Source organism: Acidobacteriota bacterium, from assembly GCA_026393675.1.
GTDB lineage: Bacteria > Acidobacteriota > Vicinamibacteria > Vicinamibacterales > JAKQTR01 > JBAXOX01.
The window spans coordinates 1-18950 of record JAPKZQ010000046.1 but is presented as its reverse complement, the minus strand read 5'-3'; the positions used below and the strand labels follow the sequence as shown (position 1 = coordinate 18950).

The 18950-nt window shown below is 64.4% G+C and carries 17 protein-coding genes; 9 read left to right on the top strand and 8 right to left on the bottom strand.

Annotated features, from left to right (window positions below; genetic code table 11):
• The first annotated feature begins 10 nt into the window (after positions 1-10).
• On the top strand, positions 11-1270 hold the full coding sequence (locus tag NT151_13070) for an MFS transporter (GenBank protein ID MCX6539846.1): 1260 nt from the start codon (positions 11-13) through the stop codon (positions 1268-1270).
• A 19-nt stretch (positions 1271-1289) separates the two neighbouring features.
• Here NT151_13070 and NT151_13065 read toward each other — a convergent pair whose 3' ends face one another.
• The 7 genes from NT151_13065 to NT151_13035 all read right to left on the bottom strand — a co-directional run bounded on the left by NT151_13065 (position 1290) and on the right by NT151_13035 (position 8928).
• On the bottom strand, positions 1290-3137 hold the full coding sequence (locus NT151_13065; GenBank protein MCX6539845.1) for an AAA family ATPase: 1848 nt from the start codon (positions 3135-3137) through the stop codon (positions 1290-1292).
• 7 nt (positions 3138-3144) lie between these two features.
• Positions 3145-4071, bottom strand: a complete 927-nt coding sequence (locus NT151_13060) for a hypothetical protein (GenBank protein MCX6539844.1) — start codon at positions 4069-4071, stop codon at positions 3145-3147.
• A 9-nt stretch (positions 4072-4080) separates the two neighbouring features.
• Positions 4081-5010 carry an ABC transporter ATP-binding protein gene (locus NT151_13055; GenBank protein MCX6539843.1) on the bottom strand — a complete coding sequence of 310 codons (930 nt, stop codon included), beginning with the start codon at positions 5008-5010 and terminating at the stop codon, positions 4081-4083.
• Entirely contained in the window at positions 5007-5804 is a 798-nt protein-coding gene (locus NT151_13050; GenBank protein ID MCX6539842.1) for an ABC transporter permease, read from the bottom strand. Before NT151_13050 ends, NT151_13055 begins: the two co-directional genes overlap by 4 nt.
• A gap of 95 nt (positions 5805-5899) precedes the next feature.
• The gene (locus tag NT151_13045; protein ID MCX6539841.1) at positions 5900-7531 is read right to left on the bottom strand and encodes a phosphate ABC transporter substrate-binding/OmpA family protein; all 1632 of its coding nucleotides are present in this window, start codon (positions 7529-7531) and stop codon (positions 5900-5902) included.
• An 18-nt stretch (positions 7532-7549) separates the two neighbouring features.
• The gene (locus NT151_13040; protein MCX6539840.1) at positions 7550-8254 is read right to left on the bottom strand and encodes a PspA/IM30 family protein; all 705 of its coding nucleotides are present in this window, start codon (positions 8252-8254) and stop codon (positions 7550-7552) included.
• 44 nt (positions 8255-8298) lie between these two features.
• Entirely contained in the window at positions 8299-8928 is a 630-nt protein-coding gene (locus NT151_13035; protein ID MCX6539839.1) for a hypothetical protein, read from the bottom strand.
• A gap of 436 nt (positions 8929-9364) precedes the next feature.
• Between NT151_13035 and NT151_13030 the strand changes: the two genes are divergently transcribed.
• The 8 genes from NT151_13030 to NT151_12995 all read left to right on the top strand — a co-directional run bounded on the left by NT151_13030 (position 9365) and on the right by NT151_12995 (position 18612).
• Complete coding sequence (locus tag NT151_13030) at positions 9365-11278, top strand: CocE/NonD family hydrolase (protein ID MCX6539838.1); 1914 nt, start codon at positions 9365-9367, stop codon at positions 11276-11278.
• Between the two features lie 132 nt (positions 11279-11410).
• Complete coding sequence (locus tag NT151_13025) at positions 11411-13036, top strand: family 10 glycosylhydrolase (GenBank protein ID MCX6539837.1); 1626 nt, start codon at positions 11411-11413, stop codon at positions 13034-13036.
• 672 nt (positions 13037-13708) lie between these two features.
• Positions 13709-14086 carry a hypothetical protein gene (locus tag NT151_13020; protein MCX6539836.1) on the top strand — a complete coding sequence of 126 codons (378 nt, stop codon included), beginning with the start codon at positions 13709-13711 and terminating at the stop codon, positions 14084-14086.
• Positions 14087-14250: 164 nt separating this feature from the next.
• Complete coding sequence (locus NT151_13015) at positions 14251-14793, top strand: zinc ribbon domain-containing protein (GenBank protein ID MCX6539835.1); 543 nt, start codon at positions 14251-14253, stop codon at positions 14791-14793.
• A 284-nt stretch (positions 14794-15077) separates the two neighbouring features.
• A complete protein-coding gene (locus NT151_13010) occupies positions 15078-15260 on the top strand; it encodes a hypothetical protein (protein MCX6539834.1) in 183 nt (60 codons plus the stop codon).
• Between the two features lie 186 nt (positions 15261-15446).
• Complete coding sequence (locus tag NT151_13005) at positions 15447-16487, top strand: restriction endonuclease (GenBank protein ID MCX6539833.1); 1041 nt, start codon at positions 15447-15449, stop codon at positions 16485-16487.
• A gap of 129 nt (positions 16488-16616) precedes the next feature.
• Positions 16617-17327: a hypothetical protein gene (locus NT151_13000; protein ID MCX6539832.1), complete on the top strand. Its 711-nt coding sequence runs from the start codon at positions 16617-16619 to the stop codon at positions 17325-17327.
• A gap of 166 nt (positions 17328-17493) precedes the next feature.
• Positions 17494-18612, top strand: a complete 1119-nt coding sequence (locus tag NT151_12995) for a family 16 glycosylhydrolase (protein ID MCX6539831.1) — start codon at positions 17494-17496, stop codon at positions 18610-18612.
• 149 nt (positions 18613-18761) lie between these two features.
• On the opposite strand, the gene NT151_12990 is transcribed toward NT151_12995, so the two are convergent.
• Positions 18762-18950 (bottom strand): HigA family addiction module antitoxin (locus tag NT151_12990; GenBank protein MCX6539830.1); only part of this gene is annotated, 189 nt, incomplete at its 5' end.

Genomic DNA, 18950 nt, shown 5'->3' with positions numbered 1-18950 from the left:
GTCGCTGTCCGTGAGTTCACCGGCTTCCGCGCTCACCGCGCTCAGGCATCGCAACTTCCGACTGCTGTGGATCGGGCAGGTCATCTCCTTCTCCGGTTCGATGATGCAGACGGCGGCCATCTTGTGGCACGTCTCGCTGCTGGCGCCGCCCGGCCACAAGGGCCTCGCGCTCGGCACGGTCGGCCTGGTCCGGTTCCTCCCGGTTGTGCTGTTTTCGATGGTGAGCGGCGTGGTGGCCGATGTTTACGATCGGCGCCGCGTCATGCTCATCACGCAGAGCCTGATGGCAGTGCTCGCGGCCATCCTCGGCGTGTTGGCCTGGACGGGACTCCAGAGCATCTGGCCGATTTACCTGCTGGCGGGCCTCACCGCCATCGCGGGATCGTTTGATGGTCCGTCGCGTCAGGCGCTGGTGCCGAATCTCGTGCCGCGCAGCGACCTGGCCAACGCGATCAGCCTGAACACGATCATGTTTCAGATTGCCGCGGTGGTCGGCGGCCCCGCGTTCGCCGGTGCCATGCTCCTCGGTGACATCGCCTGGGCATACTGGCTCAACGCGCTCTCGTTTCTCTTTGTGATCGCGGCGTTGCTGATGATGCGCGGCGTCCAGGGCCGCGGCACGCGCGACGGGCACGCGCGGATCGAGATGAGCCTGCGCGCGGCGATGGACGGCCTGCGCTTCGTCTTCTCGCAGCCGCTCATCCGGTCGTCGATGCTACTGGACTTTTTCGCGACCTTCTTCGCCTCGGCCAACACGCTGCTGCCCATCTTCGCGCAGGACATCCTCATCGTCGGGGTGCACGGGTACGGCTGGTTGTACGCGGCGCAGTCGGTGGGCGCGCTGGTGGCCAGCGCGGCCATGGTGCGGCTGGTCGACCGGATCGATCGGCGCGGCATTGTGATGCTGTGGTCGGTGGCGAGCTTCGGCGTGGCCACCATCGCGTTCGGGCTGACGCGGTCGTTCTGGATGATGTTCATCTGTCTCGCGCTGACCGGCGCGACCGACACGGTCAGCACGGTGTTTCGCAACGTGATCCGGCAGATGGAGACGCCCGACCACATGCGGGGCCGCATGGTCGGCGTCAACATGGTGTTCTTCATGGGCGGCCCGCAACTTGGCGAAGTCGAGGCCGGTCTGGTCGCCAACCTGTTTGGCGCGCCCTTCTCGGTCGTGACGGGCGGCATCGGGTGTGTGCTGGCCACGGTCTGGATCGCGGCACGCACGCCGGCGCTGCGCCACTACCGGCGCGAGTCGTCGCGGACGGTCTGAGAAACAGGCCGTTCCGGGGCTAGCGGCGGCCGCCCACGGCCAGTCTCAGCGTGCGCAGGCGCAGGTCGAGCGCCTCCGGCGTCATCGAGGCGTACTTCGCCGGCAGGAGGCGCCGGCTCGAGGCTTCGAACACCGCCAGCAGTTCCATGTACTCGAGCAGTTCAGCATCGCGGCTGGGGAAATAATCGGCCGCCGCATGTGCGAAGTGCCGTGCCTGGACGTCCGCTTCGCCGCCCGCTTCCCGCGCTGCATCGTCATTGGCCATGAGGATGACGGCTTCAATGTCGGCGTTGCTGTAGCCGACGAGGTGAGCCGAGAAATCCGCCCGCATGGCCGTGAAATCGACCAGCGTCAGGACCTTGTTCTTGCGCACCGAGGCCCGCGCGACATTCTCGACCTCTTCAGGTGTCTGCGGGTAGAGGAACGGGATCTTCCGGTCGAGCCGGCCCGCCCGCTTCAAGTCCACATCGAGCTTGTCGGGGCGGTTGGTCATCACCAGGAAGAGAATCCGCCCGCGGTTCGACGTGTCGGACATGAATTCCTTGATGCGGGCGATGACCCGAGACGAGGTGCCGCCATCAGTCTCGCCATCGGTGTTGCCGAAGGCGCGGTCGCCCTCGTCGATAATCAGCACCACCTGGCCGATGGCCCGGATGACCGTGAGCACCTTCTCCAGGTTGCCTTCGGTTGCGCCCACCCACTTCGATCGGAAGTTCTTCAGCTTGATCGTCGTCAGGCCGCATTCCTTCGCGAAGGCCTCGGCCACGAAGGTCTTGCCGGTGCCCATCGGGCCTGTAAAGAGAATGCCCATCGGCACGCGGCTCGTGCGCCCTTCGCGGATGTTCTCGGCGACGACCATCAGATCCTTCTTGACCTCGTCCATCCCGCCCACGACTTCGAACCCGTGCTCGGGCTCGACGAACTCGACCAGCCCGAAGCACTCGCGCTCGAGGATCTCGCGCTTGCGCCTGGCAATCACGCGATCGATGTCGGCACGGGCGCGCTCGGCCTGGGCGGCGGCGTCGGACAGGGGAGCCGAGGCGGTGGGCGCGAGCAGGCGCCGAATCTCGTCCGGGTTCATGCCGGCGGTCATGGCGGCCAGCCGTTTCGCGCGCTCGGGCACATCCGGCCCGGCTCCGAGAATGTCCTTGATGAATGCCTCGCGCCGGGCTGCCTCCTCCTCCGACGCTGGCGGCGGCGTCAGGATGGACGCGATCTGCACGCTCTTCAGGCCGGCCGTGATGTCTGCGTAGCGCTCGGTGTCCTTGTTGGTGAGCTTCGGATCGGCCAGCTTCGCCATCGCCGCGCGCGTGTCCCGATCCGGCATCGGAATGTCGACGACGGCGACCTTCGGGTTCGAGACAATCTTCGGGGCCAGTTCGCTCAGGTTCTCGGCGACGAGAATGATGATGTTGTCGCCTTTCTCGATGGCCGGGAGCGATGACCAGCGGTGCAGCGTGATGACCGCGGCGCGATCTGAGTCTGCCTGGAACGTCAGGTCACCCGCTGGCGCAATCGCTTCCGCGTACTCGATGATGACCGCCGCGCGCGTCGACCCGACCAGCAACCGCTCGAGCGCCGGGAGCACCCTGGCCTTGTCGGTCGCGAGCAGCAGGTCGTCGATCCCGGTGACCGAGGAGGCTCGCTTGGGAAAGCGGACGCCGCTCGCCAGGTTGTAGGTGGCCAGCGTCTCGCGCGATTCCCTGAGGAGGACGTCGCAGAGGAACTCAGTCAGGGCGTAGCTCCGCTGCCCGTGTATCACGACGTCGTACACGTTGCCGTGCAGCACGAACATGGAGGCTTCGCCGCGTAGGTACCGGCGGCGGAGATCCTCGGCCCAGGCGGGAAGCAAGCGCTCGTCAACCATATGGATGTCAGACGTTGTTGGTGAGCCCCATGCTGCTCAGCATGCGCTCGGTGTCGGCCGTGCTGGCCTTGATGGCCTCGACCCCGTTCAGGAGCTCGTCGAGCTGGCCGGACAGCTCCTGCGGCGACTGCATCGTCACGATTTGGTCCGCCAGCAGGCGGAACGAGTTCTCAATCAAATCGAGCTGGCCGCGCGCCACGCCGAGGTAGCGCTGAATCTCCTGTACTTTCTCGAATCGCTTCATGATGACGGCCAGGTTCTTGCGGGCGATATCGACCTGCGAGGCCTCCGGGTGCGTGTTGGTGACGATGCCGTTCCAGCGTTCGCGGTCGCGATCGAGCACGCTCATATCGACCGACGCCAGATAGTGCTCGTATCGCGCGCACGTGACAGCCATGTCGAGAAAGGACTCGACGAGGCGATCGGTCTTCACCAGTTCGCCCCGGAGCAGTTCGTTCGTGAACGACGGGTTCTGGCCCGCCAGCCGGCCGATGTCCTGCTTGAACTCGATGAGCTTCTCGACACGCTGGCGGTCGGTCGCGCCGAGCACTTGCATGCGGGCCGACCGCTGCTCGGCATCGTACACGGCCTTCAGCTCGGCAAACCGCGGATCCCAGAGCAGGTGCCGCAGCCGCTCCGATCCCGGCGCGTGCAGCAGCCAGAGTGCCTCGCCGCCAAGCGCCACCAGCGCGATGAGCGGGTTCAGCGTCAGCACCGAGGCCGCCAGGGCACCGCCGAGCAGCGAGAGATTGTACGGGTTGGAAAACGCGAAGCGCAGGTACGGCACCCTGTCCTTGAGGAAATCGGCAAGGGCGGCCGGCGCCGGCGGCGGGTCCAGCACAGGCGAGGACGGCACCGCGGCGAGCGGGGCGACCGGATCGACGGTGGCCGGTTTTGCGGCCGGCCTGTTGCCGCGCTTGTCGGTCGATGCCATGGGCCTATTCTACCCTTCGACCGACTGGCGGCCTTCGTTGGCCGCTGGCGCGTACAGCAGGTCGAGCAACTGCTTTTCAACGGCCCGGAACTCATTCGCCGACTTGAGCGAGATGTCGCGATTGGCGAAGAAGGGGACATCCACGCGGTGCAGAATGCGCGCCGGGCGCGACGACAGCACGTAGACCGTATCCGCCAGGTACACGGCCTCGGACACGTCGTGGGTGACAAACAGCGTCGTGTTGTCCTCGGTGCGCGACACGTCGAGCAACAAGCCCTGCATGCCCCACCGGGTCTGCGGGTCGAGCGCGCCGAAGGGCTCGTCCATCAGCACGAGCTTGGGGCCGTTCAGTAGCGTGCGGGCGAGCGCCACGCGCTGCTTCATGCCGCCCGACAAGTCCTTCGGGTACCGATCCGCAACATCATCCAGGCCCACGGCTTTCAGGTACTTCAGCGCGCGGCCCCGTCGCTCGGAGGCGGCCACCCCGGCCATGCGCAGCCCGTACTCCACGTTCTGGCGGACGGTGAGCCACCCGAACGATGTGTAGGCCTGAAATACCATGCCGCGGTCACGGCCCGGTCCGTCAAACGCCTTGCCGTTGACCAGAATCTCGCCCTTGGTCGGCGCCAGGAGACCCGCGACGGCCTTCAGGATGGTCGACTTGCCGCAGCCGGACGGCCCCAGGAACACGACGATCTCGCCGGTGCCTGGCTTGTCGACGATGTCGAACGAGACGTCGCGGACGGCCTCCGTTTGGTGGCCTGTCCGATCGATGTAGGTAATGCACAAATCGCGGATGCGCAGCTTGGGGGGCGTGCCGGCGAGATCCGCCCGGTAGGTGGGTGGCGTCGCTTCGCCGCGCCCCTCGACGGTGACGGCGACGGTGCCGGGCTCGCCGAGCTTGACCTGCTCGGGTTGGTGCGCGTGGCCCTCGCTCATGTCGACTTTTCCCGCCAGCCGAACAGGATGCCGGACACCGATCGGATGAGGAGATCGGTCAGCAATCCAATTCCTCCGATGACCAGCAGGCCGGCAAACGACCACGAGGCCTTCTGATGACGGTAGGCCAGATCCACCATGTAACCCAGACCGCCCTGCGCGTTTACGCCTTCGGCCAGGATAACGTAGGTCCACAAGATGGCGTTCATCACGCGGAAGGAATCGAAGATCTCGGGCAGCGCCGCCGGCAGGAGAATCGTGCGGATCACCTGCAGGCGCGTCGCGCCCAGCGTGAGGGCGGTCTGCACCAGTTCGTCCGGTACGGCGCGGATTGCCGACACGACCACGGGCAGCAGGTACACGAAGACGCCCAGGAACAGGAAGGCCACCTTCTGCTTTTCGTAGATCCCGAACCACAGGATGAGGAGCGGGATGAACGCCGAGATCGGCATGTAGCGCAGCGGCGCCACGATGGGTTCGAACAGGCGGTTGACCGGCTCGAAAGCGCCCATCAGGACGCCAAGCGGCAGGGCAATCGCCGAGGCGAGCAGGAACGCGATCAGGATGCGCTGGGTCGACACCCAGATGGCACGCGCAAGATCGTATTCGATGAACAACTGCAGCGTGCCGCGCACCGTCTCGCTTGGCGACGGTAGGAAGTCGGGCGGCGCGAGGCCGCCATACGAGGCGATGCACCACGCGCCCAGCACCACTGCCGGCAGCACCAGCCCAACCACGAGGCTCGTAGAGCGTGGAAGTGGTTGCCGCAGGGCAAAGAAACGGCTGTGAGACATCGGCCAGATTCTCGTTGCGTGTCAGTGGTCAGGAGACGGGAGTCCGGGCCCGGGAGGCTGCATCGTGAATGCCGCCCCCCGGTCTCCCAGTTGAACTACTTGGTCGCGAGCACGACCTTGATCTCGGTCCGCCGGTTGAGCTGGCGGCCCGTCTCGGTTGCGTTGTCCGCCACCGGGTTGGCCGCGCCGCGGCCGATCGTCTGGAAACGCGCCGCCTGAATGTTCGGGAAGTTCTTCAGCACGTAGGTCCTGACGGCCAGAGCCCGGCGCTCCGACAGCGTCAGGTTCACAGCCGCCGGTCCGGTCGAGTCCGTGTTGCCCTCGATGCGCAGGTACGTGTTTCCGAACGAGGTCATTGTCTCGCCGAGCGCGTCGAGCACGAAGTACGACCCCGGCATGATCTCGTCGGATCCCGGCGTGAAGTGGATCTGGATCTGCTTGTTCACGATGGCGCGGTCGTTGGCCGATGGCGCCTTGGCAGTGATCTTCGGCTCCTCCACCGCCTGGCCCGGGTAGGCGGCGGCCAGCGCGCTGATGAAGCGCACATCGACCCAGTCCTTCGCGGAGACGGGGCGCGTGACGAGCCCCTTCTTGCGCCAGATGACAAAGGCCGTGTCGAACAGCGTTTCGAAGTGCGCCTTGCCACCGGTGAGGCCGTAGAACTGCGCGTTGTCGGCGTAAGGCGTCAGCTTGAGGCCCGATAGCATGCCCGACACCGTGTCGGCATCAAGCTTCAAGGCCTTGGCCACTATGGCATACGCGGCGTTCGGGTCGGCCTTGATCATGTCGATGCCGTCGAACCACCCGTGGACGAAGTCGCGAAGCGTCTCGGGCGCCGTGTTCACGACATCCTGCCGGGCGATGAGCGTGTCGGCGATGATGTTGCTCGCCGCGGTGGTCGACACCAGCACGTGCGCCGCGTCACCCCTGGCCGCCACAGCGGCCGACAGGTCGGGTTCCCACGTTACGGCCGCGTCCACCCGGCCGGCCTTGAACATGGCGGCGGCATCCGGCCCGTCCTTGGCGAAGATGATCGACTTCTCCAGGGCGGTCCGATCCTCGGTGGTCAGGCCAGACTGCGCGAGCAGGTAGAGCAGGAGGAAGTGCGACGGGGTGAACTGCGTGCACGAGATCTTCTTGCCCTTGAGGTCCTCGACCGACTTGATGGAGGTGAGCGACACGATGCCGTCGCCGCCGCGCGACCAGTCCTGCATCATGATCGATCGTGCCTGTTGGTTCTGTTCCGACAGGATGGACGCCTCGCGCGCCCAGTTGTCCACCGTGTCCCACATCAGGTCCACGTCGCCGTTGCGGAACGCGGCGAGTTTGGCGGCCGGGTCCTCGATCAGCACGAACTTGACATCAAAGCCGTAGCGCTTCCGGAAGTTCGACCCGGCATTCGCATCGAGCCCGCCATTGAAGACGATGCCCGGCGCGTGGCCGGCCCACGTGTTGATGGCCACCACGAGCGGGCGGGTGAGCCGCCCGCCCGCTCCCAGGGCCGTGCCGTTGACGCCAGTCGCGCCAGCGTTTCGGGCCGGATCGGGAGGTGCGTTGTTGAGGGAGGCGAAGTCGCCGGTTGTCACTTGTTCGGCCGCCCCGGCCGCCGGTTTGTCGCCGACGGCCCACTTCTTGATATCGGTGCCGCGGTAGGTGTAGACCGCGTAGCCGACGACAGCCAGAATGACGACCGTGATGAAGAACTTAGCGAATGCAGTGAGCTTCATGGTCTGTTTCTCCCGCTCCTACAGGGTCTTCTGGCCCTGGGCGGCGGCCTGGGCCGCGCGCTTGGCCTTCAGCTCGGCCAGTTGTTGACGCGCCTGCACGTCACCCGCCTGCGTCTGCAGCGCCGCCAGCCGCGCGTCGAGCGACGACTCGGACATTTCGCGCCCCAGGTTGGCTTCGGCAATCGTCGTGCGGATGTGCTCGCGCACGTTGTCGAGGGCCTGGACATCGGCGTCGACCGAGAGCCCGTCGAGCTGGCCCTGGATCTTGATACGAGCCTGGGCCGACTGGAGTTTCGCCAGCATCGTGTCGCGCTCGGCCTTGAGCTTCTTGATCTCGGCCTGCACGGTCAGCAGCGACGACTTCGCCGAGTCGGCGTCCTTCTGCGCGGTCTCGAGCTCGATGCGCAGGTCCGCCAGCTCCTTGATCAGCTCGTTCTTCTTCTGGATGAGCCCCACGGCGAGGTCGTCCTGGTTGGTCTCAACCGCGACGGTGAGCTGCGCCTCCACCTGGGCCAGTTCCTCGGTGTCGGTCTTCTGGCGCGCGTCGATATCCTCGCGCCGACGGATGATGGCGGCCGTCGCCGTCCTGAGCCTCGTGTATTTTTCCACCATCGAGTTGATGGCGTTTTCGTACGCGATCTCCGGGTGTTCCTTTTCGATGTCCGAAATCCACAGTGACAGGAAGCCCCGCCACAGGTTGCCGAACCGCGAGATGAGTCCCATGCCCGTAACCTTTCGTTCGATGCGGCCGCCGGCCCGCGCCGGGCCTATCCCTTGCGCGACGGTGCCCGCAGCTTCGGTGAGGCCGCGACGACGCGCGCCACGGCTTCCTGGCCGAAGAACTCGAGAATCTGCTGGATGCTGAGCTTCTTGTCGTTGCACGCCTTGGTGGCTGCCTGCTGTTCTTGCACGCGCTCGTCCATCACCGTGCGGAGCTGGCGGATCTCGTCCTCTTTCGCCTTGATCCGCGTCTCGGCATCGGCGAACACCTGCTGGGTGTCGGCGGCCCCCGCCCGGATGTAGCCCTCGAGCGCCTGGATCTCGGCCACGCCCGACTCGATGATCTTGTCAATGGGGACGCCAAACGCCGTGAGCGACGCCTCGACGATCTGCTTCTTGACCGGCGTCGGTGTGTCGGACGGCAACGCGGCGAGCAGCTCGAGCGTCTTGGTCACCCGCTGGCGTTCGTCGCTCCCGATGCCGGCGGCGTCGTACACCTGGTCGAAGTCCACCTTGCCACCCACGGCGGCTGGAGGATTGGTGACAAACACCTGCTCGACCGCGTGGGCGGGGGCGGCCTCAATAACGGCGGGCCCGGCGGCCGGGTTGCCCTCGTCGTCCTGGACGACGAACCAGCCCAGCACCGTATGTCCCCAGGTTTTGTTGGTGTCGCTCATGGAAATCCGCTCGTGGGCCGTTGTGACCAGTGCCGCCGGTCAAGCAGAGTGCCTGATTCGGCAAATTGTACGCTTGATTGGCGCGGGCGGCAAACGAAACAGGAGAGGGGGAAGCAGGAAGTAAGAAGCAAGAATGGAGCACGCACCAATTCCTGGTGCACGTGCCGGTGGGCGGGCGGCTTCCGGAGCGGCCCCTCGAACCAAGCCGACAGCGTCAGTCTGCAAAACGCGTTGCAGGCCAAAGGAACCAGCCGGCGTTTTCGTCCGCGAAGCGGCAGCCGGCGTCGCGCGGCCCGCCTCCGGCCGGAGACGCATTTTGCCGGCTTGCGTGAGCGGGGACGCGGAGGAACCGTCGTCTCGCAGGCACGGGCTGCGGCTACTTACCGATCGGTGAGATAGAATCTCCCTTTCAGCCGGAGTAGATGGGGAGGTTCTGATGGTCAGACCACGCGTGCGGCGCGTACTGCAGATTGGCGTGTTGGGATTCGTGGTCGGCGGGGCGTCGCTCGTCTTGTCGGGCCAGGCGCCGGATTACGTCCGGGCCAACTACACCAAGCTCGAAGTCCAGATTCCGATGCGTGACGGCGTCAAGCTGTTCACCTCCATCTACACGCCGAAGGACCGGAGCCAGAAGTATCCCCTCATGCTCAACCGCACGCCGTACAGCGTGGCGCCGTACGGTCCGGACGCGTACAAGACCGCCATCGGGCCGTCGGATCTGTTCACGCGCGACGGGTACATCTTCGTCTACCAGGATGTGCGGGGGCGCATGATGTCGGAAGGGGCGTTCGTCGACATGCGGCCCCACCTCGAGGTGAAGAACGGGCCGAAGGACATCGACGAGAGTTCCGACACGTACGACACGATCGAGTGGCTGCTCAAGAACGTCGCGGGCCACAACGGCCGCGTCGGGATGTACGGGATTTCGTACCCGGGATTCTACACGTCGGCCGGGATGATCAATGCGCATCCGGCCCTCAAGGCGGCCTCGCCCCAGGCGCCGATTTCGGACTGGTTCATCGGCGACGATTTCCACCACAACGGCACACTTTACCTGCCGCACGCGTTCAGTTTCTTTTCGGGGTTCGGACGGCCGCGGCCATCGCCGACCACCGCGTCAGGACCGCGCTTCGACTACGGCACCCAGGATGGTTTTGACTTCTACCTGAAACTGGGGCCGATGCCGAACGTCAACACGAAGTACTTCAAGGGCGAGATCGCGTTCTGGAACGACCTGATGGCGCACGAGACGTACGACGCCTTCTGGCAGGCGCGCAACCTCAGGCCGCACCTCAAGAACATCAAGCCGGCCGTGATGACGGTGGGTGGCTGGTTCGACGCGGAGGACCTGTTCGGGGCGCTCGAGACCTACAAGAACGTGGAGCGCCAGAGCCCGGGCGCGTCCAACATGCTGGTGATGGGACCCTGGGTCCATGGAGGTTGGGCGCGCGGCGACGGGGACACGCTCGGCGCGGTCAAATTCGGCGCGAAGACAGGGCCGTTCTACCGCGAGCAGATCGAGTTGCCATTTTTCGCCCATTACCTCAAGGACAAGCCCGATCCGAAGCTGCCCGAGGCCTACCTGTTCGAGACCGGCAGCAACCAGTGGCGCCGCCTTGATGCATGGCCGCCGAAGCAGGCTGTCACCAAGACGCTGTACCTGGCGGCGGGCGGACGACTGACGTGGACCGCGCCGTCCGGCGCAGCGACCGCCTACGACGAGTACGTGAGCGATCCGGCCCGTCCGGTGCCGTATATCAACAACATCGCGATCGGTATGACGCGCGAGCACATGATCGACGATCAGCGGTTCGCCGCCCGGCGGCCCGACGTACTCACCTACGTTACCGATGTGCTCGAAGCGGACCTGACCGTCGCCGGCCCGATCTCGCCCAGTCTCCAGGTGTCGACCAGCGGCACGGACTCGGATTGGGTCGTCAAGCTGATTGATGTGTATCCGGATGGCTATCGCGAGCCGGGTGCGCCGGCCTCTTCAATGGCCGCCATGCCCCAGGCGCCGTCCGTGATGGGCGGCTACCAGCAGTTGGTGCGCGGCGAGGCGATGCGCGGAAAGTTCCGCAACAGTTACGAGAAGCCGGAGCCGTTCGTGCCAGGCCAGGCGACCAGGGTCGAGTACGTGATGCCGGACGTGTTCCACACGTTCCGCCGCGGCCATCGCCTCATGGTGCAGATCCAGAGCAGCTGGTTCCCGCTCGTGAACCTGAACCCGCAGAAGTTCTGCAACATCAATACGGCCACGGCGGCCGACTTCCAGAAGGCGATCGAGCGGGTCTACCGCTCACAAACTGCCGCCTCGGCCATCAAGCTGAGCGTGTTGGAGAGGCGCTGATCGCTACTACGGTTTCTGTTCCTGGACGCGAGAACCGGTTTCGAAACCCGTTCTGGTGGTCGGACAACTGGCCACTCATGCAGGTTTTGAAACCGTCTCCAGTAACTTCGTCCGCAAGGGACCAATACGACGATGACTCGACTCTTCCCTCGCTGGCTTGCGGCTGGATTGACGGTTGGCATGATGACAGGCACCGACCTGCCGGTCGCGCAGCAAGCGGCTGCACCTGTGGCGGCCGAGATTCCTTCTCCCGATCGCGAGTTCCGAGCCGCCTGGGTCGCCACTGTCGCCAATATCGACTGGCCGTCGAAACCCGGGCTGTCGACCGACGCGCAGAAGGCCGAAGCCATCGCCATCCTCGACCGGCTGGTCGAACTCAACATGAACGCGGTGGTGTTTCAGGTGCGCCCGCAGGCCGATGCCCTCTACAAGTCTGATCTCGAACCCTGGTCGGCCTACCTGACCGGCACGCAGGGCCAGGCGCCGGACCCGTACTACGACCCGCTCGAATTCTGGGTCACCGAGTCCCACAAGCGGGGCATCGAGTTCCACACGTGGTTCAACCCCTACCGTGCCAATCATCCGTCCCATCCCGGAGGCGTCGACGGTCTTGCGCCGAACTCCCTCGTCAAGGCCCACCCCGAAATGGTGGTGAAGCTTGGCGACAAAGGCTACTACTGGATGGACCCCGCGCTGCAGAGCGTGCAGGATCACTCCATCGCGGTCGTCATGGACGTGGTCCGCCGCTACGACATCGACGGCGTGCACTTCGACGACTACTTCTATCCCTACTGGGACTACAACGACGGCAAGGACTTTCCGGACGGTGCGAGCTTCGCGGCGTACCGGGCTGCAGGCGGAACCCTCGCGCGAAACGACTGGCGCCGCGAGGCCGTCAACCGCTTCATCCAGCGCCTCTACTTCGAGATCAAGGCTGCGAAGCCGCACTGCAAGTTCGGCCTCAGCCCGTTCGGGATCTGGCGACCCGGGTCGCCGGCGTCGATCCAGGGGTACGACCAGTTCGACAGGCTCTACGCCGACGCGCGGTTGTGGCTCGCGGAAGGGTGGGTGGACTACTACACGCCGCAGCTCTACTGGCAGATCAGCCGCGTGTCCCAGAGCTACCCCGTGCTGCTTGGCTGGTGGAAAGACCAGAACAAGCGCGGTCGGCATCTGTGGCCGGGCCTGACGATCGGCCAGGGACGAAGCAAAGACGGCGCGCGGGAGATCGTCAACCAGATCATGATCACGCGCGGCATGGTCCCTGATGCGCCGGGCAACGTGTTCTTCAGCATGAAGGCGCTGCAGGGCACAGACACGGCTCTGCCCGGCGCGTTGCTGAAGGGCGTGCTCGAAGGCCAGGGGCAGAACTTCACCGGACCCTACGCGAAACAGGCACTGGTTCCAGCGAGCCCGTGGCTCGACGCCACGCCGCCCACCTCGCCGGAGGCGCGCGTGAAGGCTGGCGCGAGCGGCCTCGACGTCTCGTGGACGCCGCGCGGTCAGGAAGCAGCGTTCCTGTGGGTCGTCTACCAACAGCGCGACGGCGCATGGACCCACCAGATCGTGCCAGGCGCGCGAACCAGCGCGACACTCGAGAAGGGCGCCAAGCCAGTCACTGCCGTGGCCGTCAGCGCCGTGGATCGCGTCGGGAACGAAAGCACCCGAACCGCGTCCGCAGTCGCGCCCCAGATGGCGCGACGGTCGGGCGGACGGGCGTGCGCCGCGACCCGGTCGCCTGCTCCGATCGTCAAGTAGCGCGGCGGGCGCCTTCTCACATCACCCTGCCCGTTGCACCTGGACCGGTGGCAGTCGCGAAGTCCGGCGGACCGCCTGTAGCACCATTGCGCGAGGTCCAGTGATGTCCGACGGGATACAACGCCGTTCTCGCAGGTATCCGGCTCCATGTTCTCGGGGCTCGGTGCGCTCAAATCGCTGGGGCAACGGAGGTTTGCCACCAAGCCGGCAGTTCTTCGTCGCCGTCATACCTGCGGTCGTCGCAGGTAACCACGCCAGCCTGTTTGCAAGGTATGAATCGGCAAGGTATGAATCGGCGTTCGGGCTGCGTCGGGCGGTGCTAAGATGCGCGCATTGTGAGACTTCGTGGCTGGGACACCGTGCGCCTCGACGGGCATATACCTGACGGACTCCGCGTACGAGGCTACGCAGTCGAATAACAAGTTAGCCCGACAGGACGAACGAAGACGGGGGCTCGATCCTGGTTGAGTACACAGTGGCTCGGTTTCCTGGCTGGGAACGTCCGACATGCGGACATCATTCAGCGTTCTCGCCGTCATGTTCGCAGCTGTTGTGTTTGAGTGCGCAACGGCTGGGGGAATCGACCAGTCGCCGGGTGAAGCTGTCGCTTCCGATGTTCAGAAGCACCTTCCGACCGGATGGACCTGCAGCCTTGTTTCCGACAAGGGGAAGATGGGGCATCCTCATGGTCTCGAAGAGCCGTTGTTCCGATTGGATTTCGTCAACGCCAATCTGACGTTTCGTGAGGAGACGATGCCAGGACAGGTCAGAGTCGTGCACCCGAACTTGCGCCTCCACTTCCACGCCGCTGCAGAACGCGAACGGATCGTGAAGACGATCGACGCCGAGAAGATCTACTCTTGGGACATACCGACACTGTTTGCGGAAACCAAGGAGTACATCGTCGTAACGTCCCCATTGTGGCAGAACCGCTACACATGGAAGATCGGCGACACAACGTGGGGGGCAGGGGTCTACACGGAAGAGGCCAATAGACTCATCGCTCCGCTCATACAGGCGTTGAAGAAGTACTTCGAGTCAAGACGATAAGTCGCACGTACCAGGGCGCTCATGAGCGCTGAGCATCAAAGAGGACGGGCTAACAAGCGCTTGCAGCCGACGGCGGTTGGCGCGATCGTGAACCGCCGCGGCTGAAGCGCGATCGTTAGACGGCTGAACTGGCTTCGGGACCGGACTGGAGTTGAAGGAAGAACATGCCAGCAACCACCACCTCGGCAAAACCCGGTAGACGCTCGCGGTTTGCTTCGGTTGCGCAACGGCGATACGTCGACGCCTATCGAGTCGCGAACACAATCAGCTGGTTTGGCCAGGCAATCAAGGTTGGAGGTGGCATCCTCGGCGTTTTCATTTTCGCCGGTGTCAGCGAGGCCATGAAATCGCCTGGCGGTGGTTTGATCATCGGGATCATGGTGGGGGCGGTCTTCTTCGTGATTGGCGTCATGGTGGCGGCTCAAGGCCAGCTCCTCCGCGCGACTCTTGACACGGCTGTACATTCATCGCCCTTCCTCACCGATGATCTCAGGGCAACCGTCATGTCGCTGCGTCCCAACGGAAGGGCCTCACTCGTCGAACCCTCTGACTCTGGCACCGACGTCTCTGACGCTGACGACGGCGCTGATGTAGCAGTGGATTCCACGGCGGATCGCTCAACCGAATCTGCGCCATTCTGCTACCACTGCGGTAGCGAAGTCGGCGCCGGTGCGACCAAGTGCCCGGCGTGCGGCAAGGTTCTGTGACTGGTGTTGCCCACGAACCAGCGGGGAGATAGTTCTCCTCGTGAGACACGCCGTCTAACACCGCAATGGAGCCGGCGGCGCCCAAGCGATCGTGCGCGCCGCGGCTCATTGCGAACGTTCGGCAGATGACGGGGTGAGGGAAGGGACGGAACGTCGTGAGAACGCGGTGCACAACCAGTAGCCGACCTGTAGTGCGCTCGTCCGACCATATCGTGCGCACCCGAATCAGGCGGCAGGGTGCCACCCGACGGTAGGCGTCGCTTCGATTCTGTTGGAGGGGCAACATGGAATACAGGGTCGCCAGCAGTTGGTTCTGCTACTCCGCCGGCAACAAGGCCCGAAGGATCGAGACGTACCTGAACGACATGGCGAAAGACGGGTGGCGCTTCGTTGCGCTCGACGCCGTAACCGTCTTTGGGTTCGACATAGGGTACTACCTTGTTGTTGCTCGCGAGGTCAGACCGTAACGCAGGCCGAGCTCCTGGCCACATTGCAGGCTGGTCACGTGGCTGGCAGACACGCCCGAGGAGCGCGAAGGCACTGCCGAACAGCGCGCTGCACCCGACGGCCGCCGGCGACTGGTGAGCGGCCGCGGGTGAGCGCGATCGTTAGGCGGACGGACAGTCGGAGATCCAGTCGAAGGAGGCACGACAGTGGCGTCGATCCACCAGGTTCGCGGCGCACTGCTGGAAGAGACAGTGCTGATGCTGCTTCGAGCCGCGGGCTACCGGACGGTGTCCGAACCCGGAGTTGACCCGACACTCGGCATGGTCGCCGCTGGGCTGACGGTGGCCGGCAGGGGCGCCAGGCACCAGATTGACGCCGTCGCTGACTTTCGACTCGGGCAACCGTTCTCAAATCCGCAGCGCCTTCTTGTCGAGACCAAATCCTATCGCGACGACCGTCCGATCGGGCTGCCGATCGTCCGAGGAACCGTCGGCGTAATCAAAGACGTATCCGAGTACTGGGTAGCTCGCGACGCACGACACCCGGCGCCGGCGCGGTACCACTACCAAGGTGCCATCTTCAGCTCCTCCCCCTTCACCGCGGATGCGCAGGACTACGCCTTCGCTCACGACGTCTACCTGTTGCCGCTTGCACGGTCGTCCAACTTCGCGCCCATCCTGCGATCGATTGAAGCCGCCACGGACGGCTTGACGCTGAGGGCTGACGGCCAAGTAGCGGAGATCACTGTCTCGGAGGTCCGGAGAGAACTGCGCCGGCGCCTCCAACCAGATGTGGTCCCTCCTGGAGGAGCGGCCCGGTTTCCATGGCTCGATCCTGTGGCTGCGTCCACGCGGCAGATCGGCCAGGCTCTCGTCGCCACCATTGGACAGGCTTTCCCGGTGTTCCTCGTGCCACGTCCGGGTCTCGACCTCGAACGGCTCCCAGCCCTGGAACGCGTCGAGATTTACTTGCCCGAGGAACACAACGCACAGGGTTGGTCCGTCCACCAATCGGGACAGCGGGAGCCGATCTTCACGTTCGACCTGCCGGAGCAGCTCTTTGCTCTATATGCCGACGAAGGCGTTCTGTCTCGACGCGCTGCGGCCGATCTCAAGGCCACGTATCTGAGCGAGCTGACGGCAGTGTACGCGCCAGGCGATCAGATCAAGGTCTTCAACTTCAGACTGGACGACGACTGGCTCGGGCGCGTTCGCGAGAGGATCGGAACGCGAGAGGAACCACGATGACGGCTAAACGCCGCCGAACCACCGCATGCACCCGACGGCCGCCGGAGCTGACGCACCGCGGCCGCGGGTGATGCGGGATCGTTCGGCGGACAAGGCGACGAACCGGATCAGGACTTGATGGGAGGCCGTGTGACCAAATGGATCAAGCGCTTACCGTTGATTGGGTTGTTCCTGCTTTCACACATTGGGACCCAGGCTTGTTCGATCGCAGACAACCGTGAAGCGCTGGCGCGGCAGTATTTTGATCAAAAGGTTAGCGGTCAGTCTGGCGGCGCGATTGCCCTCGCGCGCTTCGCGAAGACGAATGGGTTCGATCAGGAGTTGGCTGGCACCAAGATGTACGTTCTTGAGTGGAGCGCTGATCTGTCCATCGTGAAGGACATTTGGAAGCAGGGAAACGCTTTTGTCGGCTACTGGAGTAACTTTGCCGTCCTCGCGCGCGAGCCGAGCACGCTGGAGAACTTAGCGCTGGCAGGCTCGACATTCTTTGAGGAAGAAAGTGCAGTTCGTCTCACCGGCACCTGTCAATTCCGCCAGACTGATAATGGTTGGAGGGTGGAAGAATGCGATGTCAAGGCATCGCAGGTACTCCCGCGCCAACCGCAAACGCTTGAAGGGGTTGTCACCGGCCCTGATGGAACACGGTACTGGCGTGGTTACACCATGGAAGCGGGGGGCAAGGAATATCGTTTCGTCACGGAATTCAACGCCGGTCAAGGGAAGAATCCGTCAGTAGAAGGCGGAACGTGCTGCGAAAATGGTATGAGAATACGAGTGACGTACATCCCGCACAAGAACCAGGGGAACTTTGACGTCACGCATATCCTTATCCTTCGCTAGGTCACACGCAGGCTGCACCGACGTGCCGGGGGCTCTCCTACCAGGCTTGAGCGTGCCGCCTAACACGCGCTGCACCCGACGGCCGCCGCGCGATCGTGAGCGGCCGCGGGTGAGCCGGAAACGTTGGGCAGGCTCAGATTCGCTGCAGGCGTGCCATATGTCATGGATGATCGTCAAATGCTTGCTCCTTGCGTGGCTCATCGTCCCGTCGGTAGGCTGGGCGCAGACCTTCTCCGACGACTTCAGCGCTCCTGCTGACCGGCTCGATCGCTCAATCTGGACGACGGAGATAGGTGCGGGGTCGTTTCTCGGCCGCACGCAACTAAGAGATTGGGTCACCGAGGGCGGTGTCGGGCGCTTTGTCGTCGCGGATGGGTCGGCCCGACTCGCGCTCGACACCTTCAACCCAACGGGCCTCTCTCTCTACGGCACTCACGCGAAGACACGCGTGTTGTTTCAGCCATCCCCGACGACCGACGTGGTTCTCGCGTTTCGAATGCGCCTCACCAGTCTCCAGCGTGGCCTTGTGTACGGCCTGTATTTCTACGGATGCGGTGCGTCCTGCTCGACCGATCACGACGAAGTCGATATCGAGGTCGTCAGCAACTACCTGCAGGCCGGAGTGTCGCCGCTGAGAGTTCAGTTAAACCGGTATGCCGCGGAGCCCCTCGGTGCGGGCCACGGTCCGGTTGTAGATCTGCCGCCTGGATTCGATCCGCTGGCGTATCACGAGTGGAAGATTCGGTGGGGCACCTCGCGACTCACTTACTACGTCGACGCCGTCGCACTCTTTTCGACGACGACCTTCGTACCGCAACGTCCGATGCACGCCGACATGATTGTGTGGGGGCCCGCTTCCTCCGATTGGAGCGATGCGTACGACCCGTCGCTGCAGGCGGTCGACAACGCGGGCGCGAATCAGGCCTTCGTAGCACTGATCGATCGTTTCACGGTCAGAACGCTCTCGGTGTTCGAGGACAGCCTGTTGACGCCGGGGTCGACAGTCATCCGGCTCGCGCACATGATGCAGCTTCGCGACCATATCGACGCGGTGCGTACGCGGGAGGGCTTGCCCGCCTTCCTATGGGCCGACCCAAATCCGGCCGCCAACAGCACAGTGGTCCAGGCGCGGCACATTGTCGATCTCAGGACAGCCCTGGCGGATGTCTACGTGGCACGGGGGCTTTTGCCGCCAGTCTACACTGACGGGACTCTGTCAGCGGGCGTAGTGATTAAAGCGACACACATCAATGAGCTGCGCGCGACCGTGATGGCTGTCGAGTAGCGGGTCAGTGCACCCTGCAGCCTGGGACCTACCCCGGATCCAGATCAGGGAGCTGCCCAACCAACGGCTGCACCCGACGGCCGCCGAGGAACCGTGAGCGGCCGCGGGTGAGCCGTGGACGTTATGCGGAATACACGGGAACGAGACGATCAGGCGGCAACCAGTCGTCGGACGTGGAAGTTTTTCCGGTTCCGATCGGCGTGCCACAAGTCGTACTGGACTTGCTGGTTCAGCCAGCTCTCGGCGGTCGTGTTGAAGGCCAAGGACAAACGGATGGCCATTTCCGGGGAAATGCCCGCGCGGCCGTTCAGGATTGCCGACAGCGTCTTCCGGCTCAC